This window comes from Chondromyces apiculatus DSM 436, assembly GCF_000601485.1.
In the GTDB taxonomy this organism is placed as follows: domain Bacteria; phylum Myxococcota_A; class Polyangia; order Polyangiales; family Polyangiaceae; genus Chondromyces; species Chondromyces apiculatus.
Map to the genome: position 1 here is coordinate 1 of NZ_ASRX01000091.1, position 26,355 is coordinate 26,355.

Annotated in this window: 12 protein-coding genes and 2 pseudogenes; 13 read left to right on the plus strand and 1 reads right to left on the minus strand. The window is 70.3% G+C overall.

The features are described from left to right. From CAP_RS37955 to CAP_RS38010, 13 genes and pseudogenes are all read left to right on the plus strand, one after another. On the plus strand, positions 1-3,161 hold a 3,161-nt coding region (locus CAP_RS37955; RefSeq protein ID WP_156041504.1), incomplete at its 5' end, for an SDR family NAD(P)-dependent oxidoreductase. A 40-nt stretch (positions 3,162-3,201) separates the two neighbouring features. Continuing rightward, positions 3,202-4,521 carry a cytochrome P450 gene (locus CAP_RS37960; protein WP_044250062.1) on the plus strand — a complete coding sequence of 440 codons (1,320 nt, stop codon included), beginning with the start codon at positions 3,202-3,204 and terminating at the stop codon, positions 4,519-4,521. After that, complete coding sequence (locus CAP_RS37965; protein ID WP_044250064.1) at positions 4,518-6,053, plus strand: tryptophan 7-halogenase; 1,536 nt, start codon at positions 4,518-4,520, stop codon at positions 6,051-6,053. The genes CAP_RS37960 and CAP_RS37965 overlap by 4 nt, the downstream gene beginning before the upstream one ends. An 18-nt stretch (positions 6,054-6,071) precedes the next feature. Then, positions 6,072-9,395: pseudogene (locus tag CAP_RS37970) on the plus strand (non-ribosomal peptide synthetase); the annotation flags it as partial. A 93-nt stretch (positions 9,396-9,488) separates the two neighbouring features. Beyond that, a pseudogene (locus CAP_RS55910) lies at positions 9,489-10,247 on the plus strand (thioesterase domain-containing protein); the annotation flags it as partial. After that, complete coding sequence (locus CAP_RS37975) at positions 10,244-12,286, plus strand: methylaspartate mutase subunit E (protein WP_156041505.1); 2,043 nt, start codon at positions 10,244-10,246, stop codon at positions 12,284-12,286. The pseudogene CAP_RS55910 and the gene CAP_RS37975, both read left to right, overlap by 4 nt. 117 nt (positions 12,287-12,403) lie before the next feature. Further along, complete coding sequence (locus CAP_RS37980; protein WP_044250065.1) at positions 12,404-14,089, plus strand: cyclic peptide export ABC transporter; 1,686 nt, start codon at positions 12,404-12,406, stop codon at positions 14,087-14,089. Continuing rightward, on the plus strand, positions 14,086-15,132 hold the full coding sequence (locus CAP_RS37985; RefSeq protein ID WP_052376704.1) for a TauD/TfdA family dioxygenase: 1,047 nt from the start codon (positions 14,086-14,088) through the stop codon (positions 15,130-15,132). Before CAP_RS37980 ends, CAP_RS37985 begins: the two co-directional genes overlap by 4 nt. 21 nt (positions 15,133-15,153) lie before the next feature. Continuing rightward, positions 15,154-16,287, plus strand: a complete 1,134-nt coding sequence (locus tag CAP_RS37990; RefSeq protein WP_156041506.1) for a pyridoxal phosphate-dependent aminotransferase — start codon at positions 15,154-15,156, stop codon at positions 16,285-16,287. 7 nt (positions 16,288-16,294) lie between these two features. After that, positions 16,295-17,335, plus strand: coding sequence for a 2-ketoarginine methyltransferase (locus tag CAP_RS37995; RefSeq protein WP_044250068.1), 1,041 nt, complete (start codon positions 16,295-16,297; stop codon positions 17,333-17,335). A gap of 13 nt (positions 17,336-17,348) precedes the next feature. Continuing rightward, positions 17,349-18,248 (plus strand): arginase family protein, encoded by a 900-nt coding sequence (locus CAP_RS38000; RefSeq protein WP_044250071.1) that lies wholly within the window; start codon positions 17,349-17,351, stop codon positions 18,246-18,248. Further along, complete coding sequence (locus tag CAP_RS38005; protein WP_052376705.1) at positions 18,245-25,003, plus strand: non-ribosomal peptide synthetase; 6,759 nt, start codon at positions 18,245-18,247, stop codon at positions 25,001-25,003. The genes CAP_RS38000 and CAP_RS38005 overlap by 4 nt, the downstream gene beginning before the upstream one ends. A gap of 95 nt (positions 25,004-25,098) precedes the next feature. After that, a complete protein-coding gene (locus CAP_RS38010) occupies positions 25,099-25,662 on the plus strand; it encodes a GreA/GreB family elongation factor (RefSeq protein WP_044250073.1) in 564 nt (187 codons plus the stop codon). Here CAP_RS38010 and CAP_RS38015 read toward each other — a convergent pair. Further along, the gene (locus CAP_RS38015; RefSeq protein ID WP_044250075.1) at positions 25,634-26,341 is read right to left on the minus strand and encodes a DUF2238 domain-containing protein; all 708 of its coding nucleotides are present in this window, start codon (positions 26,339-26,341) and stop codon (positions 25,634-25,636) included. The two genes, CAP_RS38010 and CAP_RS38015, sit on opposite strands and share 29 nt — an antisense overlap. Positions 26,342-26,355 lie beyond the last annotated feature (14 nt).

The window sequence follows — 26,355 nt, forward strand, 5'->3', positions numbered from 1 at the left end:
CGGCCGTGGCGGCCGTGGCGGCCGTGGCGGCTGTGAGCCGGTCCGTGGTGTTCATGTTCCCGGGCGGTGGCGCGCAGTATCCGCAGATGGCGCGTGGTCTCCACGAAGCCTACCCGGCGTTCCGGGAGGCGTTCGGGGAGTGCGCTGCGCTCCTGCGTGACCTCGCCGGGCTCGACCTTGCCGCGCTGCTCTTCGGGAAAGGGGAGGGGAGCGCCGACGCGCAGCGCATGCGGCGGCCGCTCCTCGGCCTCGCGTGCCTGTTCACGGTGGAGTACGCGCTGGCGAAGCTGCTCCTCGCCTGGGGTGTCCAACCCCAGGCGTTGCTCGGGCACAGCATGGGGGAGTACGTGGCGGCGTGCCTCGCTGGCGTGTTCAGCTTGAAGGACGCGCTGCGGCTCGTGGTGCGGCGCGGCCAGCTCATGGAGTCGCTTCCCGCGGGAGGGGCCTTGCTGTCGGTGCCGCTCGCGGAGAGCGCAGTGCGCCCGCTCCTCGGCGCTGGGCTGGCCATCGCGGCCGTCAACACGCCCTCGACGTGCACGGTCGCCGGGGGTGACGTGGAGCTCGACGCCCTCGCCGCGCGGCTTGAAGGTGAGGGGGTCACCTGCCGGCGTCTCCACCTCGACGTGGCTGCGCACTCTCCGCGCGTCGATCCCATCCTGGAGCCTTTCCGGCAGGTCGTGAGGACCATCGCGCTCGCGCCGCCGCAGGTCCCCGTGCTCTCTGGCCTCACCGGGACGTGGCTGACGGACGCCGAGGCGACGGATCCGGAGACCTGGGTGAAGCACCTGCGTCAGCCGGTGAGGTTCGCCGATGGGCTGGGAGAGCTGCTCGGCGCGGAGCGGGGAGACAGCGCGCACGTCCTCCTGGAGGTCGGTCCCGGCCACACCCTGGCATCGTTCGCGCGGCAGCACCCCGCGCTCCGCGACCAGGTGGTGCTGACGACGCTGCGGCATCCCCTCGGCAACCAGCCGGATGTGGCGTTCCTCCTCGGGGCGCTGGGGGCGCTCTGGTCGTGCGGGGGCCAGGTCGACTGGGCGGGCTTTCACGCGCACGAGGCGCGCCGAAGGGTGCCGCTCCCGAGCTATCCCTTCGAGAGGCAGCACTTCTGGATCGAGGCGCCGACGTTGCCAGCGCCTGGAGAGCGCCCGTCGCCGGCCGCCCTGGAGGCGCCTCGGCGCGCGGAGCTTGCAGACTGGTTCCACGTCCCCGGCTGGAAGCAGTCGGTGCCGGTCGCACCCGGGGGAGGAGAGGCGCTGCGGCTGCTGGTGCTGGGAGAGCGGGAGCCGCTGCTCGATGCCCTGGTCACCGCGCTGCGGCGCGAGGGGCACGAGGTCACCGTGGCGAGGCCAGGCAGCGGGTTCGGGCACGCCGGAGCCGGGGAGCTGACGTTCGATCCGCGCACCCCCGAGGACCACCTGGCGATCTGCCAGACGCTTGGTGGGAGCGCGCGGAGCGGGGAGAGCGTGGGCGCGCCGGACGTCATCGTGCACGGCCTCGGCGTCGGGCCGGTCGAGGGCGACGGGAGGATGACGGCGGCCTCGATCGCGCGGGCGCAGGAGCGTGGGCTGCACAGCCTGCTGTTCCTCACGCAGGCGCTGGATCGGCTGGGGTGGAGCGGCAGGACGCGGGTGACCGCGCTGAGTAGCCACCTGTACCGCATCACCGGAGACGAGGTGCTCTGCCCGGAGAAGGCGACGATGCTCGGCTGGCTGAGGACCGCGCCCTTCGAGCACGCGGGGCTCCGCTGCCGGGCGGTGGAGGTCGCGGTGCCCACCCACCCGGCGGAGCGCGCGGCGCTGTGCGCGCAGCTCTGCGCGGAGCTGGCGGGGAACGGGAGCGAGCCGCTCGTGGCGTACCGCGGCCGGCAGCGGTGGGTGCCGACGCACGATGCCCTCCGTGTGCCCAGGGAGGCAGCGCGAGACGGGGAGGGGGGTCTGCGGGCCCAGGGGGTCACCCTGATCACGGGAGGGCTCGGCGGCGTGGGGCTGGCGATGGCGACGGCGCTGGCCGAGCGAGGTCCGAGCAAGCTGGTGCTGCTCGGGCGCACGGCGCTGCCACCGCGGTCCTCGTGGGAGGCTTGCCTGGCAGATGACGGCGCGGACGATGACGCGGACGCGCTGCTGCGGGAGAGGATCCGGGGGGTGCTCGCGCTGGAGCGGCTCGGGGCAGAGGTGATGGTCGTCGCCGCCGACGTGTGCAGCCGCCCCGAGATGGAGAAGGTGGTCGCCGAGGTGCGGGCCCGGTTCGGGGCCATCCACGGCGTGGTCCACGCGGCGGGGGTGCCCGGGGGCGGGGTGATGCTGCGGCTGACACCGGAGGCCGTGGCGCGGACGCTGGCCCCCAAGGTGGAGGGGACGCGGGTGCTCTGCGAGGTCCTCGCCGATGCGCCGCCCGAGGTGATGGTGCTCTGCTCGGCGCTGGTGACGCTCTGCGGGGCCTTCGGGAGCTTCGACTACACGGCAGCCAACGCCTTTCTCGATGCCTTCGCGCACGCCAGCGCCGGGAAGGAAGGGACGCGCGTGGTGACCATCGGCTGGGATCGCTGGCGGCAGCTCGGCATGGCGCGGGCGGTGGAGGCCCTGCACCGATCGCTGACCGGCGAGGCGCTCTCCGGGATGGAGGAGGCTGAAGGGCGCGAGGCCTTCCTGCGGATCCTGGAGAGCCGCGCGCTCCGGGCAGCAGCGGTGCCGCAGGTGGTGGTGTCGCGCGAGGGCCTGGACATGCTCCTGCAGGCGCGGCCGGAGCACGAGGCGGCACCGCAGGCGGCCCACCTCGCAGCCGAGGGGCAGACGGCGCGGACGCCGCAGCCGGCGCGGACTGCGCGGCATGGCCGGCCAGCGCTCGGCGTCGCGTATGCCTCGCCGAAGACCGGCACGGAGGAGCGGCTCGCGGCGCTGGTCGAGGCGCTGCTCGGGATCGAGGCGGTCGGCGTCGACGACGGCTTCTTCGAGCTGGGCGGCGATTCGCTGGTGGGCACCCGGCTCATCGGCCAGGCGCGTGAGGCGTTCGGGCTGGATCTGTCGCTGCGTGACCTGTTCGAGGCGCCGACCGTCGCCGGGCTCGCGCGGCGCATCGACACGGGGAGCGTCCTCCGGGCGATGCACGCGGCGCCAGATCCTTCCGCGGAGTCCGAGACTGACGTGGAGACGGGGTTGCTATGAGCAGGAACGCTGGCGCCAGGCGCCCGGGTGGTGCACGGCCATGAGCCAGGACGCGCAGTCCCAGTTCAGCTTCTCGGCCCTGGTGCGGTCGTACCGCGATCCGCACCCGATCTACGCGGCGCTGCGTGCCCACGATGGCATCTTCTTCGATGCCTCCAGCCAGTTCTGGCTGGTCACGGGGCACGCGGCGACCACGGCGATCCTCTCGGATCAGCGGTTCTCGTCGGACGTGCGCTTCGAGAGCGGGGCCTCGCCGCAAGCTGACGCGCCGTCGTTCCTGCGGGACGCGATCGAGAAGGGGATCATCTTCACGGACGGCGAGGCGCACCGCCGGGTGCAGAACGTGATCCTGCGGGTGCTCGGGCGGATGGGCAAGGAGGCCCCCGCGAACATCACCGCGATGGTGCGCCAGATCCTGGCAGGGGTGCGGGGAGGCGAGGCCTTCGACCTGGTGAAGGACTTCGCGGAGCCGCTCTCGCTCCTCGTGGTGGCGCAGCTCCTCGGGCTGCCCCTGGAGGACGAGGCGCACCTCCGGAAGCTCGCTGCCTGGTCCGATACGCACGGCGACGCGGTGAGCGGCTACCTGCGCGTGGACCTGCAGGACATCACCCGGCTCGGGGGGCACTTCCGCGAGGTGCTCGCCGCCAAGCGAGAGGCGCCCGGCGACGATCTGTTCGGCGCCTTCATCCAGGAGGACGCCATCTTCGTGGACGACGACGAGCTGATCATCAACTGCATGATGATCTTCGGCGCCGGGAGGGTCACCACCCGCAAGGTGCTCAGCAACGGTATCCCGCTGCTCCTGCCGGAGTGGTCGCGGTGGGGGCGTGCGCACCGGGGAGACCCGACGTTCTGCAAGCGCGCGGCCGAGGAGCTGCTCCGGATGGTGACGCCCACGCGCTATCTCCTGCGCTGCGCCACCGAGGACGTGGAGCTGTCCGAGCAGTTCCCGGGGGATCACCTGATCTACGAGGGGGAGAAGCTGATGCTGTTCCTGGAGGCGGCGAACCGCGATCCGGCGGTGTTCGCGGATCCGGACGTCTTCGATCCCGACCGCACAACGACGCGGCACATGGCCTTCGGCTTCGGCCCCCACTACTGCCCCGGGGCCAAGCTGGCGCGGCTGGAGATCCAGATCGCGCTCGAGCTGCTGCTGGAGACGTTCCCCGCGCTCGGCGCCGATGCGACGTTCGCGCCGCGGTGGAACCCCAACCCGAACCTGGGTGGGATCACCTCGTTCCGGGTGTGTCCCTTCCGGGGAGCGGCGGCTCCGCGGACGGCGGAGGGCGGGCAAGGTGTGGAACTGCCGACCGGTGTCGGCGCAGAGCTTGGAATCAACGTGGAGAGCAGCAGGACATGAGTCACGAATCGGTTGAAGAGAGCTTCGATGTCATCGTTCTCGGGGGTGGGCCGGCAGGGTCGACGGTGTCGACCTTCACCGCCATGGCGGGCCACCGGGTGCTGCTCCTGGAGCGGGAGCACCTGCCGCGGCATCAGATCGGGGAATCCCTGCTGCCGGCGACCATCCACGGGATCTGCCCCATGCTCGGCGTGAAAGAGGAGGTCGAGCGCGCGGGCTTCCCGCGCAAGAATGGCGGGACCTTCCGCTGGGGCAAGAGCCCGACGCCGTGGACCTTCCGGTTCACCAAGCAGCCCAATGACCCTTACGGGTACGCCTACCAGGTCGAGCGGGCGAAGTTCGACGACATGCTGCTCCGCAATGCGCAGCGGAAGGGCGTCGACGTGCGCGAGGGGCACGAGGTGCTTGGGCTCCTGTATGAGGGGGAGCGGGTCGTGGGCGTGCGGTTCCGCGATCCAGGCGGCAAGGAGCGCACGGCGCGGGCGCGCTACGTCGCGGATACCTCGGGCCACAAGAGCCACGTCGCGCCGACCGTGGGGCAGCGGGTGTTCTCGAAGTTCTTCCAGAACGTCGCGCTCTACGGCTACTACGAGCACGGCAAGCGGCTGCCGGCGCCGAACTCCGGCAACATCCTCTGCGCGGCATTCCCGAGCGGCTGGTTCTGGTACATCCCGCTCTCCGACACCCTGACCAGCGTCGGCGCCGTGGTCGCGAAGGAGTCCGCAGGGCGTATCCGCGAGAGCATGGACGACGCGATGCGGTCCTACATCGACGAGTGCCCCATCATCCGCGAATACCTGGCGGGCGCGACCCGGGTCACCGAGGGTATTTACGGGGAGTACCGCATTCGCAAGGACTACTCGTACTGCAACACGCGCTTCTGGGCGCCGGGCGTGGTGCTGGTCGGGGACGCGGCCTGCTTCATCGATCCGGTGTTCTCCTCGGGGGTCCACCTGGCGACGTACTCGGCCATGCTCGCCGCGCGCTCGATCAACACCTGCCTGCGCGGCGACGAGCTGATGGACGAGGAGGAGTGCTTCGAGGAGTACGAGATGCGCTACCGCCGCGAGTTCGGCAAGTTCTACCAGTTCCTGACGGCGTTCTACGACATGAACCAGGACGAGTCCTCGTACTTCTGGTCGGCGCGCAAGATCCTGAACACCGAGGAGCGCGACAACGATGCATTCATCCGCCTCGTGGCCGGCATCAGCGAGGCGGACGAGCCGCTCTTCGAGGGCGGCGCAGAGCGGTTCTTTGCCGACCGGCAGGGCTTCGGCGCGTACTTCGGCGACGTGCTCGCGCGCGAGGCGTCGGATGGCAAGGAAGAGGAAGGCTTGCGGCCTGCCGGCGCGCCGCGGCCCGATCCGGCGAAGTTCGACGCTGACAAGTTCATGCAGGGGTTCACGAGCGAGATCGCGCAGCTCCAGGTGCTGGCACTGATGCGCGAGCGGCGCCCCGCCGAGCGGCCCCTCGTCCCGCACGGGCTCGTGGCCTCCGGCGACGGGCTCCACTGGGCCGTGGCGCCGGCCTGACGAGGGGATGGAGCGACGATGAGCACGCTTCGCGAGTTTCTGTCCGCCCTCGACCAGCATGGTGTCAGGCTCTGGGAGGATGGCGAGCAGCTTCGCTGCAAGGCGCCTCAGGGGGTCCTTACGCCTGCGCTGGTCAAGGAGCTGTCCGCCCGCAAGGCAGAGGTCCTGGCCTTCCTTCGTGAGGCCGGGAGACGGAACGAGGGTGCTCCGGAGGCAGGGACCCTGCTGCCCCGGGCACCCTCACGCGAGAGGATGCCGCTGTCTTTCGCCCAGCAGCGCCTCTGGTTCCTGGATCAGCTCGGGAGCGGCGCGACGTACAACATGCCGGGGCGGCTCAAGCTCCACGGCCCGCTCGACACGGGCGCGCTGGAGAGGGCGCTCCAGGAGATCGTCGCCCGGCACGAGGCGTTGCGCACCACCTTCCAGGCGACGGGGGGAGACGTTTTCCAGGTCGTCGGCGCCGCCGTGCCGGTGCCCCTCAGCGTGATCGCGCTCCAGGGGCTCGCCCCGGAGGCGCAGCGCGACGAGGTGGCGCGCCTGATGCGGGAGGAGGCGCGCCGTCCCTTCGATCTGAGCCGGGACAGCATGCTGCGCGCGTCGCTGCTGCGGCTCGCGGAGGACGAGCACCTCTTGCTCTTCACGGTGCACCACATCGTGTCGGATGCCTGGTCGGTGACCGTCTTCACGCGGGAGCTGCTGGCGCTCCATGACGCGTTCGCGCGCGGTGCCCCCTCGCCCTTGCCGCCGCTGCCGCGCCAGTACGGTGATTTCGCGGCCTGGCAGCGGAGCCTCGATGTCGGCAGCTCGCTCGCGTTCTGGAAGCGCACCCTCCACAGGCCGCTCCCGCTCCTGGAGCTGCCGCTCGATGCGCAGCCGCCAGCCGAGCAAGATCACCGCGGGGGACAGCTCACGGCCCGCCTCTCGACCGAGGTGACCACCGCGCTCCGGGCGCTGGCGCGGCAGGAAGAGAGCACCCCGTTCATGGTCATGCTCGCGGCCTTCCAGGTGCTGTTCCACCTGCTGACCGGGCAGGACGACATCATCCTCGGGACGCCCAGCATCGGGCGCACGCAGCCCGAGACCGAGGGGATGATCGGGCTGTTCATCAACGTCCTGGCGCTGCGCACCGATCTGTCCGGGAATCCTCCGTTCCGCGAGCTCCTGCGGCGGGTGCGCAAGGTGACCCTCGACGCGTTCGCGCACCAGGACGCGCCCTTCGAGAAGGTGGTGGAGCTGATCCAGCCGGAGCGCCGACCGGGGCGAGATCCGGTGTTCGAGGTGATGCTCAACTACGTGAACACGAAGGACGAGGTGACTCCCTCGTCCCAGCTCGCGATCTCCGTGCCGGAGAACGAGGCGCCTGACGCCCTGCGCGCGCTCACGCTCTACGTCTACGAGGGGAAAGACGCGCTGAGCCTGGAGCTGGTCTACCAGCGGGCGCTCTTCCGGGCCGAGCGCATGGAGTGCCTGCTCGACCAGCTCATCGGGCTGCTCGCCCAGGTGGTCGCCTCACCCGAGCAGCGCATCGGCGCGTACTCCCTGGTGACGGAGGCCTCGCGCGCGGTCCTGCCGGACATGGGCGTGGAGCTGGACGCTCCACCGCAGGTGCCCATCGCCGAGCAGCTACGGGAGTGGGCCAGGAAGACACCCGAGCAGACGGCCGTGGAGTGGGCCGGGGAGCGCTACTCGTACGCCGAGCTGTGGCGCGCCGCGACGCAGGTGGCGCGCGGCCTGCTGGGTGAGGGTCTGCGGAAAGGCGATGCCGTCGCCGTGTACGGGGCCCGGAGCTTCGGGATGGTGGCGAGCCTGTTCGGCGTCCTCCTGAGCGGCGGCCTGATGCTCCCGGTCGCCGAGAACCTGCCCCGCCTGCGCCGCGAGGCCATGCTGCGGGTGGGCGAAGCGAAGTTCATCCTCGACGTGGGGACGGGCGCGGCACCCGAGGACAGGTGGTCCAGCGACGGGCGTCGCGTCATCGGTGTGGATGCACGGAGTGGGGCCATCGGCTGCGCTGTCGACGAAGCGCGACCGCTCCCCGAGGTGAGCGCCGACGATCCGGCCTACATCCTGTTCACCTCCGGTACGACGGGAGATCCCAAGGGGATCCTGGGCGTGCACCGGGGGGTCGCGCACTTCCTGGCCTGGCAGCGGGCGACGTTCGGCGTCGGGCCGTCGGATCGCTGCGCCCAGTACGCGGGGCTCTCGTTCGAGCTCGTGCTGCGCGATGTGTTCCTCGCGCCCACCAGCGGCGCGACGCTCTGCCTGCCGGCGCGTGATCTGGAGCTGGATGGCGCCGGGTTCCTGGGCTGGCTCGTGAGGGAGCGCATCACCCTGATGCATCCCGTGCCTTCGCTGGCGCTGGCGTGGCTGCAGCACGCGCCAGAGGGGTACACCTGCCGGACGCTTCGCTGGACGCTGTTTGCGGGCGAGCCGCTGACCGACACCCTGGTGCAGCAGTGGCGCCGGTTCTTTCTGGAGACCTCCGTGGCCAATTTCTACGGTCCCTCGGAGACGACGATGGCGAAGTGCTGGTATCTCGTGCCCGAGCTACCGACGCCCGGCATCCAGCCTGTCGGCCGCCCCATGCCGCAGACCCAGGCGCTGGTGCTGAGCGCCGAAGGGAAGCGCTGCGGCATCGGCGAGTCCGGTCAGATCGTCATCCGCACGCCGTTCCGAACGCTGGGGTACCTGAACCCCTCCCAGAACGAGCGCCGCTTCTTGCCCAACCCCGAGCGCGACGATCCGCGCGATCTCCTCTATTACACCGGCGATCGCGGCCGTTATCGTCCCGATGGCGCGCTGGACATCCTGGGCAGGGTGGACAACGAGATCAAGATCAACGGGGTGCGGGTGCAGCCCGAGGAGATCAAGGCGCTGCTCGATCAGCACCCGGCGGTCAGCGGGAGCGTGGTCGTCGTCGCCTCCCACCAGGCAGAGAAGCGGCTCGTCGCCTACGTCGTCCCCGAGAAGGGTCACGGCATGGACGCGAAGGAGCTGCGTCACTACCTGGCGCAGCGCCTGCCGGCGGCGCTGATCCCAGCCGCCTTCGTGAGCCTGGAGGCGATCCCGGTGACGACCAACGGCAAGGTCGATCACCGGGCGCTCCCCGCGCCGGCGCCGATCCGCGCCGAGGGCTTCGCGGTGCCACGCAATGAGCTCGAACGCCGGATGGTGCAGCTCTGGCAGGAACTCCTGGGCGTGCACGCGGTGGGGATCCGCGACAATTTCTTCGAGATCGGCGGACACTCCCTCATCGCCGTGCACTTGATGGCGCGCATTCAGCAGGCCTATGGCCAGCACCTGCCGCTTTCCGCGCTCTTCGCGCATCCGACGATCGAGACGCTGGCGGCGCGCCTGACGGGCACGGACGAGGGAGCGCCCTGGTCGCCCCTGGTGCCCATCCAGCCGAAGGGAGGGCGGCTCCCGTTCTTCTGCGTGCCGGGCCTCGGGGGCAACGTGCTCTACCTCCACCGCCTGGCGCATGCGCTGGGGCCTGAGCAGCCTTTCTATGGGCTCCAGTCGGTGGGGATGGATGGGCGCGCGACGCCGCATGCGACTCTTGAGGAGATGGCCGCCGCGTACCTCCAGGCCATCAAGCAGGTGCAGCCTTCGGGGCCCTATCACCTGGGAGGGCACTCCTTCGGCGGCCAGGTGGCCTTCGAGATGGCGCAGCAGCTCCGCCGCGCAGGAGAAGAGGTGGCGCTCCTCGCGCTCTTCGATTCGGGGCCGCCGTTCGCCGCGGACGAGGACAAGCCGACGGCGGACCAGGCAGGCGTTCTGGGTGAGATGGCCGCCATCCTGGGCTTCATGGCAGGGAAAGAGATGCGCCTCGCGCCCGAAGCGCTTCGCCCTCTGCCTGCCGAGGAGCGCCTGATTCGCTTCAAGCAGATGATGGAGGCGGCCGGGGTGCTGCCCACGAACACGGACATGCAGCAGGTGCGCGGCTGGCTGTCGGTGTTCGAGAGCAATTACCGGATGACGTACACGCCTCGGGACCCGCTCCCGGTGCGCACCGTGTACTTCTGCGCGCGCGAGCAGCCCGCCGAGGTGCGGGCGCAGCGGTTGCAGGGGTGGCTGCGGCTCCTGCCCATGGACGTCGTGGATCTGGGGGGCTCCCATTCCACGATCATGAACGGGCCTCCCGTCACGAGCCTGGCGGAGCGATTGACGGCGCTGCTCCAGGAGGCGTCGGCGTGACGAGCTCCGACCCCACGCAAGCGCAAGCACGCCGCGGCCCGCCATCCCCCCCGGGGAGCGGTGCTCCTGCGGAGAGCCCAGCGTGGGCGACGACCCGTGACGAGCGGGTCCTCCCGCCGCACACCATGCTCCTCGGAGGGATCGGCGGGGACTCGCATTCGGTCGGCCTGGCCATCCTCCGCCAAGCATTGCAGACGGCGGGGTACAGGGTGCATTACCTGGGCATCCAGAACCGGCTCGAAGCGTTCTTTCGCGCGGCTCCCTTCTGCAGTGCCGTGCTCATCTCCAACATGGATGGGCACGCGAGCCACTACCTGCGCGAATTCCCCGAGCTGATCGCGCAGCACCGCGCGCGGCGCGAGCACGCGCCTCTGTGGTACCTGGGCGGCAACATTCACGTCCACGGGAGCGCGTCTCAGGTCCGAGAGATCCTGAGCATGGGGTTTGCGCGGGTCTTTCCCAGCTTCGTGGACGTGGAGACCGTGCTCCAGCTCCTGGAGAATGATCTGAGCGGCAGGGCGCCGGCCTCCCTCCACCTCGTGGGCGCGGAGATCTTCCCGCAGCCCGCGCACCACCCGGGACAGGTCGTCACGGATGCGCGCGTCGCGCTGACATGCTTCCACGAGGAACGCCTCGGCGTGCTCGAGCAGTGGAAGACGGGCCACGAGGCGAAGGACCTCGTCGACAACGCGCGCTTCCTTCGCGAGCAGCCCTCGTTCTCCAGGGCTCAGGCGCTGGTGAGCACCGGAGAGCGGCCCCTGCTCCTGCAGCCCCGCGCCGGGATCGCGCTCCTCGAAGGCCAGCTCGAGATGTTTCGTCGCTTCAAGCGTCAAGGGCTCCGCGTGCTCTCGTACCAGGTCGACTCGCTGACCCGTCAGGGCGACTACGCTGGCGCGGCCGAGGGGCTGCGCGCCAGTCAGAATGCCGGCGCCTCGACGCTCAATGGCCTCCCGGTGGTGAACTACGGGGTCGGCCCTCTGCGGAGGGTCATCTCGACGATCGGCGTGCCGCTGCAGACGCGACACAGCGCACGAGACCCGCGCTTGCTCGCCGAGATCTCCTATGCGAGCGGTGTCACCTCGTTCGAGGGAGGAGCGATCGGCTACAACATCCCTTACTACCGGGATTACCCGCTCGAAGATGCCATCCATGCGTGGCAGCACGTCGATCGATTGACCGGCCTCTATCACGAGGAGTTCGGGATCGTCCTCGACCGTGAGCTCTTCGGCCCCCTGACCGCGACCTTGATCCCGCCCTGCCTGGCGCTGGTGGCCACCCTCGTCGAAGCGGTGCTGGCCATCCAGCAAGGGGTCAAATGCGTGAGCCTGGGGTATGCCGAGCAGGGCAACCGTGCTCAGGACATCGCGGCGATGCGCACCCTGCGACAGATGGCGCACGAGATGGCGCACCACTTGGGCTACAGGGACGTCCAGATCAACACCGTCTTTCACCAGTACATGGCGGCATTTCCCGGCTCCCACGCGCGGGCCGAGGCGCTGATCGAGCACTCCGCCACGACGGCGGCGCTGGCCGGGGCGACCCGCATCATCACCAAGACGCCCGTCGAGGCCCTGAGAATTCCCTCAGTCGAGGACAACCTTCGCGGGATCGCGCTGGCGACGCGGGGGGTCGCGGCGGCAGCCGGCGTGAGCCCTGACGAGCCGCGGATCGCGCGTGAGGTCAGCATGCTCCGCGCTGAGGTGGACGACCTCCTGGACAGCTTGCTGCGCTGCGGAGGCGGCAGCTTCACCCGGGGTGTCGTCGAGGCTTTCCGGTGCGGCTACCTCGACGTGCCGTTCTCGCCGTCGGTCCACAACCGGGGCCTCGTCGCCACGGCGCGTGACGTGGATGGCGCGGTCCGCTTCCTGAACGCAGGCAACCTTCAGCTCCGGCGCGAGGTGCGCGAGTTTCACCGCGACCGGATGCAGGACCGCATGCACGCCGAGGGGCTGTCGTTCGAGAAGCAGGGTTACCTGCTGGTGGAGCGCGACGTCATGCGCATCCCGCGCAATCAATTCGACCACTGGCCGCTGGCTTGAGGCAGGGTGACGGATGATGGACTTTCGCGTAGCTGACGACGGCGCCTCGCCCGGAATACCCGAGGGATCCCGGCCTCGCAGGGGTGCGTACCCGGCAGGCTCCAGGGAGGGCCAGAGATGACGGTCCTTCAGCTCCTGAGTAAAGAGGCGGCGAACAACCGCCGCCACGTCCTGCTCGCCGCGAGCCTGGCGGGCGGGACGAATGCGCTCGTCCTCGGCCTCGTCAACCTCGCCGCCGAGACGCCAGGTGAGGCGCCCTTCCGCACGTTCGTGTTCTTCTTGCTGGCCGTCGCGCTGTACGGGATCTGCGCGAGGTACACCCACAAGCGGACAGCGGAGATCGTTCAGAGCGCCTTGCTCCGCATCAAGGTGCGGATCGTGGACCAGGTGGAGCGGGCAGAGTTCGAGCAGCTCGAACGCATCGGGGCCTCCGAGATCAACGACCGGATCACGGAGAACATGACCGTCATCTCCGATTCGGCGGCGTTGCTCGCGAACCTGATGCAGTCGCTGTGCATCCTCTTCTTCGCGACGCTCTACCTGGTGTCGCTGTCGCTCCCTGCCTTCGTGATGATGGTCTTCGTGCTGGGGGTCGGGAGCACGGTCTACGCCTCGATGCAGGTGGAGGTCCGCACGCACCTCATGCGCGCGGCGCAGAAGCGCCTGGTCTTCTTCGAGTCCCTCATGGATCTGCTGGGTGGGTTCAAGGAGGTCAAGTTCAGCCGGCGCCGCGGCCGCGAGCTGCGCGCCGAGATCGAGGGGACCGGGGAGGCCCTGCGGGACTCGACGCTGAAGGCGGCCTACCTCTTCGCGGACCACTGGGTCTTCTCGAACCTCATGCTGTTCACGTTGATCGGCGCCCTCGCCTTCGTGCTCCCCATGCACACCAAGGTGGACGCGGTGACGCTCGGGAGCCTCGTCTCGGCAGGGATGTTCGTCTGGGCGCCGGTCGGGGGCGTGATCGGCGGCGTCCCGGCGTACGTCCGGTGCAATGTGGCCCTGACCCAGATCGAGGCGCTCGAGGCCAAGCTGGAGGCGGCGACGCGCGGCGCGGTCAATGGCGCGGGCGGTGAGAATCCGTGGGAAGACGGCATCGCCACCATCGAGGCCAAGGAGATCGTCTACGAGTATCCGTCGGACACGAGCGGTGGCGGGATGTTCCGCATCGGCCCCATGAGCCTGACCATCAAGGCGGGGGAGGTCCTGTTCATCGTCGGCGGCAACGGGAGCGGGAAATCGACGTTCCTCAAGGTGCTCACCGGGCTCTACGCGCCCACGTCCGGGCTCCTCCGCGTCAACGGCATCCCCGTCCAGACCGACGATGCCGCGGCGTACCGCGAGCACATCTCGGCGATCTTCTCGGACTTCCATCTCTTCGCGAAGCTCTACGGGGTCCTCGGCGCGGAGGAGGCCGAGGTGCAGCGCCTGCTCGTGCAGATGCAGCTCGAAGACAAGACCGCGTTCAAGGAAGACCGCTTCACGCGGCGCAACCTGTCCACCGGTCAGAAGAAGCGGCTGGCGATGATCGTGGCGCTCCTCGAAGACCGGCCCATCTACGTGTTCGACGAGTGGCCAGCCGACCAGGATCCCGAGTTCCGCAAGTACTTCTACGAAGAGCTGCTGCCTCTGCTCCAAGGACGCGGGAAGACGGTGATCGCGGTGAGCCACGACGACCGCTACTTCCACTGCGCCGACCGGGTGGTGAAGCTGGCGGAAGGGAAGATTCAATCCGTCGTGGCGGGCGCCGAGAGGCGTGGCGCGCAGACCTCCGCCCCGGCGGCGGACAGGGAGGGGTCTTCGTGAGCTTCAGCCTGCGATCGTTCAGCCTGCGATCGTTCGAAGGGACCGGGGTCGAGGCGTCGTTCCTGGCTTCGTCAGGGGCGCTGCCGCTCGTGCTCGCGCCAGCGGCCGTCGGGATGCAGCTCGTCTCCTGGACAGGGGACCACCGCGCCCTCCTCGACGACGCACTCGACGCCTGCGGGGCCGTCCTCTTCCGGGGGTTTCACGGCGAGGAGGCGCTGGGGGCCGAGAGGTTCGAGCGCATCGCGGAGTCGCTCTGCAGCCCCCTGCTCGCGAGCAACCCGGAGCACGTGACCGTGACGGGCCGCGTCCAGACGCCTGTCGCGTACTCCGCGAAGCACAAGCTGCTCTGGCACAACGAGAACTCGTTCAACCGGGTCTGGCCGCGGAAGCTCCTCTTCGCCTGCGAAGAGCCGGCGGACGCCGGCGGGGAGACGCCGCTCGTCGATAGCCGACGCATGTTCCGGGAGCTGCGGCCGGACATCCGGGACACCTGGCTGCACAGAGGGGTCATGTACGTCCGGAATTTCGGCAGCGCGCTCGGTCTGCCGTGGCAGCAGGTGTTCGGCACGAATGATCGGGCGGAGGTCGAGCGTCGCTGCGCCGACGATCAGGTGGACTTCACGTGGATGCCCGGAGACCTCCTGAGGACGCGCGCGGTCCGGCCCGCGGCGATCCCGCACCCCCGGACCGGGGAGTGGTGCTGGTTCAACCAGATGCAGCACTGGCACGTGGCCTCGCTGGGGGCCGAGACCCGGGCCTCGCTGGCCAGCATCATGCCCGAGGAGGAGTTCCCGCGCGGGTGCACCTTCGGCGATGGCTCGCCGATCCCCGAGGAGCACGTGCACCACATCCTCGCGCTCTACGCGGCGCTGGAGGCGTCTTTCGCCTGGCGCCGCGGTGACGTGCTGCTCGTGGACAACGTGCTCGCGGCGCACGCCCGCAACCCCTACACGGGGCAGCGGCGCCTCCTCGTGGGCCTCGGGGAGCCCACCCCTTACAGCGATGCCTCGGTGATGGACGAGATGGAGGTCGGGGCCCTCTAGGTGCCGCGGGAGCAGTTCAACATGCGTCGACATCAAAAAGCCTATCCCGCCCTGACCATGGACCGCGTCATGATCGAGCTTGGCGCGCACGCGGGCGGGGATCTTGAACCCATCAACTTCTGCCAGGCCAGCTCGTCGTTCAACCCGTTCGAGCACGTGGACGTCAGCCTGTCGCGCGACGACCTGGGCAAGGTCACGCCCTATGCGAGCCTGAACGGGAGCCTCGGCCTGCGCAGGGCCATCTGCCGCCAGTACCGGGAGGACTTCGGGTACGACCTCCAGCCCGAGCGGGTCTGCATCACCGCGGGCGCCACGGAGGCGCTGCTGATCGCCTTCGCCATGCTCACGGAGCCGGGCGGTGAGGTGCTCCTGGCGGCGTCTCATTTCCCGCCGTTCCGCTGCCTCGCCCACATGTTCGGCGTCCAGTGCCGGTTCGCCCCGGTGAACGAGCGCCACGCGCTCGACGTGGAGCAGCTCTCGCGCCTGATCACCCCCCGGACGCAGGCCATCGTCATCAACTCGCCGAGCAACCCGCACGGTACGGCGCTGACCGCCGCCGAGCTGGAGGCCGTCGCCTCCCTGGACGTGCCGGTGATCTTCGACGAGGTCTACCAGGCGCTCGCGCTCTCCGACGAGCGCATCGCGAGCGCCATTGCGTTCTCGGACCGGCATCTCATCGTCAACAGCTTCTCCAAGTCACTCTCGCTGGCAGGCTTCCGGCTGGGATACCTGGTCGTCCCGGAGACGCAGATGGGCCTCGTGGCCGACGTGAAGGCGACCACGAGCTTCAGCAGCAGCGCAGCGGGCCAGGCGGTGTGCGAGGCGCTGCTGGAGCACCGCGTCGCGCTGCTGGGAGAGCACCGGGCCTTGCTGAGGGAGCGGTGGCGGACCTTCTCCGAGGCCGCCGAGGCGCTGGGGCTGTCGCTGTACCCCGCCCCCCAGGCGAGCCTGTACGGGCTCGTCGACCTCGCCCCCTTCCAGCGCGACTCCGCGCGGGTGGCGGTCGACCTGGCGCGCAACTGGGCCGTCGGCGTCGCGCCAGGGAGCGACTTCCAGACGCCCGATCCGAGGTTTCTGCGGCTGAACTATGCCGCCCCATCGTCACAGATCGAGCCTGGGCTGCGAAGAATCGCTTCGTATCTGCAACGCCATTGAGGAAAAGATGAGTGCCACCGAGTCCTTCGAAGCAAGACTGATCGACGCGATCCAGCCTCTGCGCCATTACGTCCTGTCGATCAACCTCTATCACCTCTTCGAGACCGGCCTCTTCGCGAGCCTGAGCGAGAAGGGGAGCCTCTCGCCCGCCCAGATCGCCGAGCTGCACGGCATGGATGCCTCGCGCTTGCGGGTGTTCCTCGGCTACCTGCGCAACGAGGGATACCTGAAGGAGGTGGACGGCAAGTTCAGCCTGAGTGACCAGGGGCGTCGGATCGAGGAGTTCCGGCCCTGGTACACCATGCTCGTGGGCGGCTACAACGAGACCTACATGCAGGTCGGCGAGAAGCTGAAGCAAGGCTCCGGCTGGGCCTCCCGCAACCTGGAGCAGGTGGGCACGGGGAGCTGCGGGATCAGCCGCCACGACGCCATCCCGCTGACGCGGAGCCTGATGGCGAAGGTGCCGGGCAAGTGCACGCGCCTGCTCGACATGGGCTGCGGCAATGGTCGGTACCTCGTCGATTTCTGCGAGGCGCTGCCCGAGATCCAGGCGGCGTGGGGGGTGGAGCCCAGCGCCGAGAGCTGCCGGGAAGCGGCGCAGATGATCGCGCGCCACGGCCTCCAGGATCGGGTGCACATCGTCAACGCGTCGGCAGGCGAGTTCCTGCGCTCGGGCATGGGCATCGAGCCCGACTTCGTGGTGCTCGGCTTCGTGCTCCACGAGATCCTCGGGCAGGAGGGGGCCGCGGGCGTCCGCGCCTTCCTGACGCAGATGGTCGCGCGCTTCCCCGACCTCCACCTGATCATCATCGAGGTGGACCAGCAGATGGACTCGGCCCGGGCGATGCAGCACGGCCTCGGCATTGCCTATTACAATCCCTATTACCTGGCGCATCCCTTCACGCAGCAATGCCTGGAGACGCAGCCGTTCTGGGAGGGGCTGTTCGCTGAGTGTGGGCTGGAGGTGGTGGCCAAGGAGTACACTGATCCGCAGGTGGACTCGACGGGCCTGGAAGTCGGCTACCTGCTGCGCAAGCCGCGGTCCTGAGGAGGCGATCACCATGCAGCAGCTCGGGCAAGTTCGTGCGCTGTCCAATGCACCGATCGAGGATCACGGCATTCGCATCGGCCTGATGGGGGTGCCGTTCGACAATGCCGTCAGCTACCAGGGCGGGCCGCGGCTGGCCCCCCAGCGGATCCGGAGCCTGATGCCGCGGCTGGCCCGGATCACGGAGGAGGGCGTGCCGCTGGTCCTGCCCATCTTCGACCACGGCGACGTGCCCCCCGATCTCGACTGGGCGCGCTACTTCGGCGCCGTCGAAGAGGCGGCGCTCAACGTGCTCAAGGAGAACCAGCTCGGGCTGTTCCTCGGCGGTGATCACAGCGTGGGGATCCCGCTGTTCAAGGCGTTCACCCGGCGCTTCACCGGGCCCGTGGGGTACATCCAGTTCGACGCGCACCCCGACCTCGCGGACGAGTACGACGGTCACCCCTGGAGCCACGCCTGCACGGCGCGGCGGAACCTGGAGCAGAAGAACCTCGACCACCGCCACCTGGCCTTCGTGGGCCTGCGTTCGCACATGGTGGACGAGCTGCAGTACTACGCGGAGCACCCCGAGATCGGCTGGCACACGGCGCGCGACGTCTACCGGAAGGGCATCGAGGCCGTCGCGCGCGAGGTGGCCGCCCAGCTCCAGGGGGTCTCCGCGGTGTACATGAGCATCGACGTGGACGGCATCGACCCCTCGTGCACCCCCGGCACCGGCACCCCGGTGCACGGAGGGCCCTCGATGCGCGAATGCATGGAGTTCTTGCGGATCATCTATGCCGAGCTCCCCGTGCGCGCCATGGACATCGTCGAGGTGAGCCCTCCCCTCGACATCTCCGACGTGACCTCGATGGCGGCCGTGAAGCTGCTCTACGAGGGCTGTGGGTTCTTCCAGGAAAAATCGCTGCGATGACGACGCTCGCCGAGCTGCTCGACAGGCTGAATGGGCTGGGGGTCAAGCTGTGGGAGGAGGGCGGAAAGCTCGCCTACAGCGCTCCGAAGGGCGTGCTGACGGGAGCGCTCCTGCAGGACCTGCGCGCGCACAAGGAGGCCGTGCTCGCGGGGTTGCGCCAGCAGCGGCCGGTGGTCGCACAGCCCGCGCTGTCGCGGCGCCCCGAGGGGTCGCGCGATTCCTTGCCGCTCTCGTACGCCCAGCAATCCCTGTGGTTCGTCGAGCAGATGGGCTCCGGGGCGGTCTACAACCTGCCCGCTGCCTGGAGGATCGTGGGGCCCCTGAACGAGGCCGCGCTCGCGCAGAGCCTCGCCGAGATCGTGCGGCGCCACGAGCCGCTCCGCACCGTCTTCGCCGCGGAGGAGGGCCGCGCCCTGCAGGTCATCGGCGCGCCGAGGCCCGTGCCGGTGCCGGTGCACGACCTGCAAGGGCTGACCCCGGACGCGCAGGAAGCCGCGCTGCGCCGGCTGGCGATGGAGGAGGCGGGGGGCCACGTCGACCTCCAGCGCGACCTGATGGTGCGGGCGGCGCTGGTACGGCTCCGCCGGGACGAGCACGTCCTCCTCGTCACGCTGCACCACATCGCCGCGGATGGCTGGTCGATCGGGATCTTCTACCAGGAGCTGTCCGCGCTCTACGGGGCGTTCTCGGGGGCGCTCTCGGCCGGCAGGGCCGCGAGCTTGCCGCCCCTCTCCGTGCAGTACGCCGACTTCGCCCTGTGGCAGCGGGCAGCCCTCGACGGTGAGCGGGGGGCGAAGCAGAAGGCGTGGTGGAAGCAGCACCTCACCGGCGCGCCGGTGCTCCTCGACCTGCCCACCGATCGCCCGCGCCCGCCGGTGCAGAGCCACCGCGGCGGCAGTACGTCGTTCCGCGTCGAGCCTGCCATCGCGGCGTCGCTGCGCGAGTTCAGCCGCCGGAACGAGGGGACCCTGTTCACGTCCCTGCTCGCTGCCTTCTACGTCCTGCTCGCGCGCCATGCTCGGCAAGAGGACATCGTGGTCGGCGTGCCCGTCGCCGGTCGCGCTGAAGCGGCGCTCGAACCGCTCATCGGCATGTTCAACAACACGCTCGCGGTGCGCGTGGATCTCTCCGGCAACCCGTCCTTCGTCGACTTCTTCGCCCGGGTGCGGGGCGTGCTCCACGAGGCTTACGAGCACCAGGACTTGCCGCTCGACCAGGTGGTCTCGGCGCTGAACGTGGCGCGGAGCCTCGCCCATTCGCCGCTCTACCAGGCGACGCTGGTCCTGCAGAACGGGCCGCCGCCGAGCTTCGTCCTGGAAGGGGCCGAGGTGCGCCCGGAGAGGTTCGACGTCCAGACGACGCGGTTCGACCTGGTGATGGACCTGCACGAGCACGACGGCGGCATCTCGGGCATCTGCACCTACAGCACGGATCTCTTCGATGCGCCCACCATCACCCGCCTCGTCGACCACTTCCAGGTGCTCCTCGCGGGGATTGCCTCGGATCCGAAGCAGCGCATCGACGAGATCCCGATCCTGACCCAGGCCGAGCGCCAGCAGGTCGTGGTGGCCTGGAACGACACGGCAGCGCCCGTGGACGAGCGGTGCGTGCACGAGCTGTTCGCGGTCCAGGCGCGGCGAACACCGGAGGCCACCGCGGTCGTGCTCCTCGGTGCCGGCGCGGCACAGGGTGAGGGGCCCGCGACCCCTCCAGCATCCCTGACATCCCGCACGTACCGCGAGCTGGACGAGCGCGCGAACCAGGTCGCCCACCACCTCCTGGAGTTCGGTCTCCCCCCGGAGGGGCTCGTCGGCGTCTACATGGACCGCTCCCCGGATCTCGTGGTGGCCCTGCTCGGCATCCTCAAGGCGGGCGGGGCCTACGTGCCGCTCGACGTCGGGCATCCCCCGGAGCGCACGGCCTTCATGCTGAACGATTCGGACGCGCGGATCGTGCTCACGCAGGAGCACCTGCGCGCCCGGTTGCCCGCGCGCGGGCCGGTCGTCGCTGCCCTGGACACGGACTGGGCCCTCATGGCCCAGCGCCCGACCTCGGCCCCGGCGCGCAAGGCAGGCCCGTCGAGCCTGGCCTACGTGATCTACACCTCCGGCTCCACCGGACGCCCCAAGGGCGTGATGATCGAGCACCGGGGCCTCTCGAACTACCTGCAGTTCGCCGTCAGGACGTACGAGGCGGCCCAGGGCCGTGGCGCGCTCGTCCACTCCTCGATCGCGTTCGACCTCACCGTGACCAGCCTGTTCGCGCCCTTGCTCGCGGGCAGAGCGCTGTTTGTACTCGCGGGCGGCCTCGCGGGCGGCCTCGCGGGCGGCAACGAGGTGGAGGCGCTCGCCGCCGCCCTGCGCGCGGGTGGCGACTACAGCTTCGTCAAGCTCACGCCCGCCCACCTGGCGCTCCTCGGCCAGCTCGTCTCTCCGGAGCAGGCTGCCGCGGCGGCCAGGGTGTTCGTGCTCGGCGGCGAGGCGCTGCAGTGGGAGTCGCTCTCGGCGCTGCGGTCCCAGGGTACGCCGACGCGCGTCATCAACGAGTACGGTCCCACGGAGGCGGTGGTGGGCTGCTGCGTCCACGAGGCCCGCGCGGACGGCGCGGACGGCGCGGACGAACAAAGCGTCGGCCCCGTGCCGATCGGGCGCCCCATCGCCAACACGAAGCTCTACGTCCTCGATCGGCACATGGCGCCCGTTCCCATCGGTGTCCAGGGCGAGCTGTACATCGGAGGTGTCCAGGTGGCGCGCGGCTACCTCAACCGACCGGAGCTCGACCTGGAGCGGTTCCTGCCGGATCCCTTCGCGCCTTCCGGGAGCCACGCGCGCCTCTACCGGACCGGGGACCTGGCGCGCTTCCGCGCCGACGGGAGCCTCGACTTCCTCGGCCGCATCGACAACCAGGTCAAGCTGCGCGGCTTCCGCATCGAGCTAGGCGAGGTCGAGAGCTGGCTCTGCCAGCACCCCGCGGTCCGCGAGGCCGTCGTCCTGCTGCGCACCGAGGGGCACCCGCGCCTCGTCGCCTACGTCACCCGGAGAGGCGAGGTCCCCGCGGAGCCTGCCGCGCTCCAGGCCCACCTCGCCGAGCGGCTGCCCGAGTACATGATTCCCTCGGCATTCGTGGGCCTCGACAGGCTCCCGCTGACGGCCAACGGCAAGCTCGACCGCGAGGCGCTCTTCGCGCTGGAGGCCGCCGAGAAGCGCGTCCCGGCGCAGGACATGCCGGCGACGCCGAACGAGGCGCTGCTCGCCGGGATCTTCTGCGACGTGCTGAAGATCCCTCGCGTCGGGGTGCACGACAGGTTCTTCAGCATCGGCGGCGACTCCATCGCGAGCGTGCAGGTCGTGGCCAGGGCCATGAAGGCCGGGCTCAACCTGACCCTCCAGCAGATCTTCCAGCACCAGACGGTGCACGCGCTGGCCCGCTGCGCTGGCGGGGCCGAGGCCGCACCCACCGCCACGGCCCCGCTCAGCCTCGTCTCGGCCGAGGATCGCGCGCGCCTGCCCCCCGAGGTCGAAGACGCTTACCCGCCGGGGGCCGTGCAGCTCGCCATGCTGTTCTACGGCGGCCTCGACGCGGACGCGCACGTCTACCACAGCGTGAGCAGCCACCACGTGCAGGCCCGCTTCGACGAGGAGGCGTGGCGCAAGGCCGTCGCGTCCGTCGTCGCGCGTCACCCCATCCTGCGGGGCGCCTTCGACCTGGCGCGCTACAGCGAGCCGCTGCTCCTCGTCCACCGCGAGGTCGCGCTGCCGCTCCACGTCCACGATCTGCGCGCGCTCCCGGAGGCCGAGCGGCGGCCGGCGTTCCTGGCGTGGCAGGCGGCGGAGCAACGGAACCCCTTCGTGCAGTCCACGCCCCCGCTGTTCCGGGTCTACGTGCACCGGACGGGCGACGACACCGCCACCCTGACCCTGTCGCTCCACCACGCCCTGCTGGACGGCTGGAGCCTGGCCGTGGTGACCACCGAGATCCTGGAGCGCTACGCGGCGCTCCTGCGCGACCCGACCGCGCTCGATACGGCAGCGCCGGCCTCGACCTTCCGGGACTTCATCGCCCTCGAGCGGGCCTCCCTCGCCGACGAAGCCTGCCAGCGTTACTGGGACGATCACCTCGACGACGCGCCCGTGATGACGCTGCCGCGGTGGCCGGCCTCCCACGTCGCGCGAGGCGGCCCCGGCTTCGTCAACGTGCCCCTCCCGAAGTCACTCGCGGCGGGGGTCGCGACGGTGGCGCACGCCGCCGCTGTCCCCCCCAAGAGCGTGCTCTTCGCGGCGCACGCCTTCGTCCTCGGGCGGATCACGGGCCAGCCCGAGGTGGTCGCCGGCCTCAGCACCCACGGCCGCCCCGAGGTCGAGGACGCCGACCAGATCGCCGGCAACTTCCTGAACGTGCTCCCGCTGCGCGTCGGCCTCGCCGGCGGGACGTGGATCGAGCTGTGCCAGGGCGCCTTCGGGGCAGAGCAGCGCGCGCTCCCCTTCCGCCGCTACCCCCTCGCCGAGATCCAGCGGCGGGCGAAGCGGCAGCAGCTCGTCGAGACCGCGTTCAACTTCATCCACTTCCACGTCGCGCGCCGCCTCGAAGTCCTCGGTGACCTGGGAGTGATGGAGCACGAAGGGAGCGCCTCCGGCGAGATGACCCTGCAGGCGAACTTCGCGCTCGACCCGAGCACCGGCGACATCAACCTGCAGCTCACCTACGACCCGAGCCTCCTCTGCCACGCGCAGGTCGAGGCCATCGCGGGCTACTACCAGCGCACGCTCGCCGCCATGACCAGCCACCCGGGGGCGCGCCACGAGCAGTTCTCGCCCCTGTCGGACGAGGAACGGCAGAAGCTCCTCGTCGCCTGGAATCCCTCCCCGGCGGAGCCCCGCGATCGGCCCTGCGTGCACCAGCAGATCGCCGCCCGCGCCGTCCTCACGCCCGACGTCATCGCCGTCATGGGCGTGGACGGCACCACCCCGGCGCTGACGTACCGCCAGCTCGACGCGCGCGTGAACCAGCTCGCCCACCACCTCCGCGCGCTCGCCATCGGCCCCGGGAGCGTGGTCGGCATCCACGTCGAGCGCTCCGTGGAGATGATCGTGGGCGTCCTCGGCATCCTCAAGGCCGGCGCCGCGTACACGCCGCTGGACCTGAACCTCCCCCGGGAGCGCCTCGACGTCCTCCTCGCGCAGACCCGGCCTGCGCTGGTGCTGCACAAGGGTCGCAGGCCTGACCTCTCGGGCGCCGACCGCTGGCTCTCCCTCGACATGGACTGGCCCGTCATCGCGGCACACCCTGCGTCGGAGCCGGCGATCCCCGTGTCCCCCACGGACCTCGCCTACATCCTGTTCACCTCCGGCTCCACCGGCACCCCGAAGGGCGTGCAGATGGAGCACCGCGCGTTCGCCGCCTTCGTCGAGGGCGCCTGCGCCCGGTACGGCGTCACCGCAACGGATCGCGTCCTGCAGTTCGCGCCGCTCAGCTTCGACACCGCCATCGAGGAGATCTACCTGACCCTCGTGCAGGGCGGGACCCTGGTCCTGCGGGACGACGACATCGTGAGCTCTCCCGAGCGGTTCCTCGCGGCGTGCCGCCGCCTGGAGCTCACGGTCCTCCACCTGCCCACGGCCTACTGGCACATGCTCGTCGCCGACCTCGTGCAGCGCGACCTCGTCCTGCCGCCGGGCGTGCGGCTGGTCTTCATCGGCGGCGAGGAGGCCCTGACCCACAGCGTCCACGCCTGGTTCAAGCACGTCGGCGACCACCCCGCGCTCGTGAACACCTACGGCCCCATGGAGTGCTCCCCGGTGTCGACGATCTGCAGGCTCCCGGACTGGGACGAGCGGCACGTCGACAGCGCGCCCTTCCCCGTCGGCCGCCCCCTCCCGACGTCGCTCGCCTACATCCTCGACGCCGCGCTCCAGCCGGTGCCGACCGGGACTCCCGGTGAGCTGCTCCTCGGCGGCCCGCAGGTCAGCCGCGGCTACCTGAACCTCCCCGAGCTGACCGCGGCGCGCTTCCTGGACAACCCCTTCGGCCCCGGCCGCGTGTACCGCACCGGAGATCTCGTGCGCTGGTTGCCCACCGGCGAGCTGGAGTTCTGCGGGCGCCGCGACCACCAGGTGAAGATCCGCGGCTTCCGCATCGAGCCCGGCGAGATCGAGAGCGCGCTCCTCGCCCACCCGGACGTGCGCGAGGCCGCCGTCCTCGTGCGCGAGGATCGCCCGGGAGACCGGCGGATCGTCGCTTACCCCGTGCTGCACGGCGAGGCGAAGACCCCGGGCCATGCACAGCCCTCGGCCTCCCAGCTACGCCGCCACCTCCAGCAGAAGCTCCCCGAGTACGCCGTCCCCTCCGAGATCGTCGTGCTGGAGGCGCTCCCCGTGACCCCGGCCGGCAAGATCGACCGCCGCGCCCTGCTGAGCCTCCGCGCCGCTCTTCCCTCCGAGGAGGAGACCGAGGAGGCCGGCGCGGCCCCGCGTGATCCCGTGGAGGAGCAGCTCGTCGCGATCTTCGCCGAGGTGCTGGGGCTGGAACGCCTGGGGATCCACGACAACTTCTTCGATCTCGGGGGCAACTCGCTGGTGGCGATGCAGCTCTCGTCCAGGATCCAGCGCGCGCTCCAGGTGGACCTGCCGTTCCGCCCCATCATCGAGCACCCCACCATCGCCGCGCTGGCCGAGCACATCCAGGACCGCCTCCTTGGCCAGCGCTTGCAGCGCGTCGTCACAGCGTCCGAGGGCGCCGAGGAAGAGCTGGTGCTGTGACGGCCTCGGCAGGGGCGCGGGTCCCTGCCGCCCCGCGCCTGCCGCCCAGCCCCTGACGTTGGCGGGTCCGCGCCTTACACTGGGCGGAGGTCCCCATGAGCAAGGCTTTCACCCGCGAATCCGACGAGGAGCAGGACGACCTCCCCGCGCGCCCGCTCGGCGAGGAGCTGCCGCCTGGCGTGAAGAACTACGTGACCCCCGAGGGCGCCGCGCGGCTGCGGGAGGAGGTCGACCGCCTCACGCGCCTCGATCGCCCGGCCGTGGTGGCCACGGGAGAGGTGAAGGCCCTGCGCGAGCTGGACCGGCGGATCGCGTTCCTCGGGCGGAGGGTGGAGGCGCTGGAGGTGATCGACCCCGCGGGGCAGCCGGAGGGGCAGGTGCTCTTCGGCGCGACTGTGACCGTGTGCGACGAGGAGGGCGACGCGCGTCGCTACCGGCTGGTGGGCGTCGACGAGGCAGACCCAGCGCGCGGGGCGGTGAGCTGGCGCTCGCCCATCGCCAGGGCCTTGCTCGGTGCGCAGGTGGGCGACGTGGTGACCGTGCGCTTCCCTCGGGGAGACGAGGAGCTGACGGTGACGGCAGTGAGCTATGCGGAGCCGCCCGGCGTGGCGCCCCGGGTCATGCCGCGCGTCACGCCGCGTGCGGCGGGGGCGCGCTGAGCGCAGGGGGGGCCTGGGCGGGGGCGCGCGCAAACAGCGCCGCCATGGAGCGGTCGTGGAGGCGGCCGAGGACGAGGAGCGAGACGATGGCGCCGACCATCGCCAGGAACATGTCCCACTGCGCGTCCCAGATGTCGCCCTGGGAGCCCAGGAACGCCTCCCCCACGTCGCCCGCGACGAGGAGCGTCGTCCACCACTCCAGCAGCTCCCAGAACGCGCCGATGGAGAGGGCGATGTTGACCACGATGAACGCGAGCCATCCCCCGCGCTGGAGCGGCGTCCGGCGCAGCAGCACCTCGCGGATGGTGAGCGCCGGGAAGAAGCCCAGTGCGATGTGGCCGATGCGATCGTAGTGGTTGCGGCTGAAGCCGAAGGCCTCCTTGGCCCAGTCGCCGAGGGGCGTCTTGGCATAGGTGTAGAAGCCGCCGTAGACGAGGATGAGCACGTGGAGGAAGACGCACACGTAGACCACGTGTGACATGGGGAACCGCTTGTAGATGGCGAGGAGCACCGCGATCCCGGCGAGCCCCGGCCCGACCTCGAGCAGCCAGTTGAAGCGCCCCGCGGGCGGGGAGATCACCGTGGCGATACAGACGACCGAAAGGACGGCGAGGAGGGTGAGGGGAAGGCGGGCGTTCTGCAGGGTGCCGCGGACGGGCTGGATGTTCAGGGGGATCATCGCCAGCGCAGCAT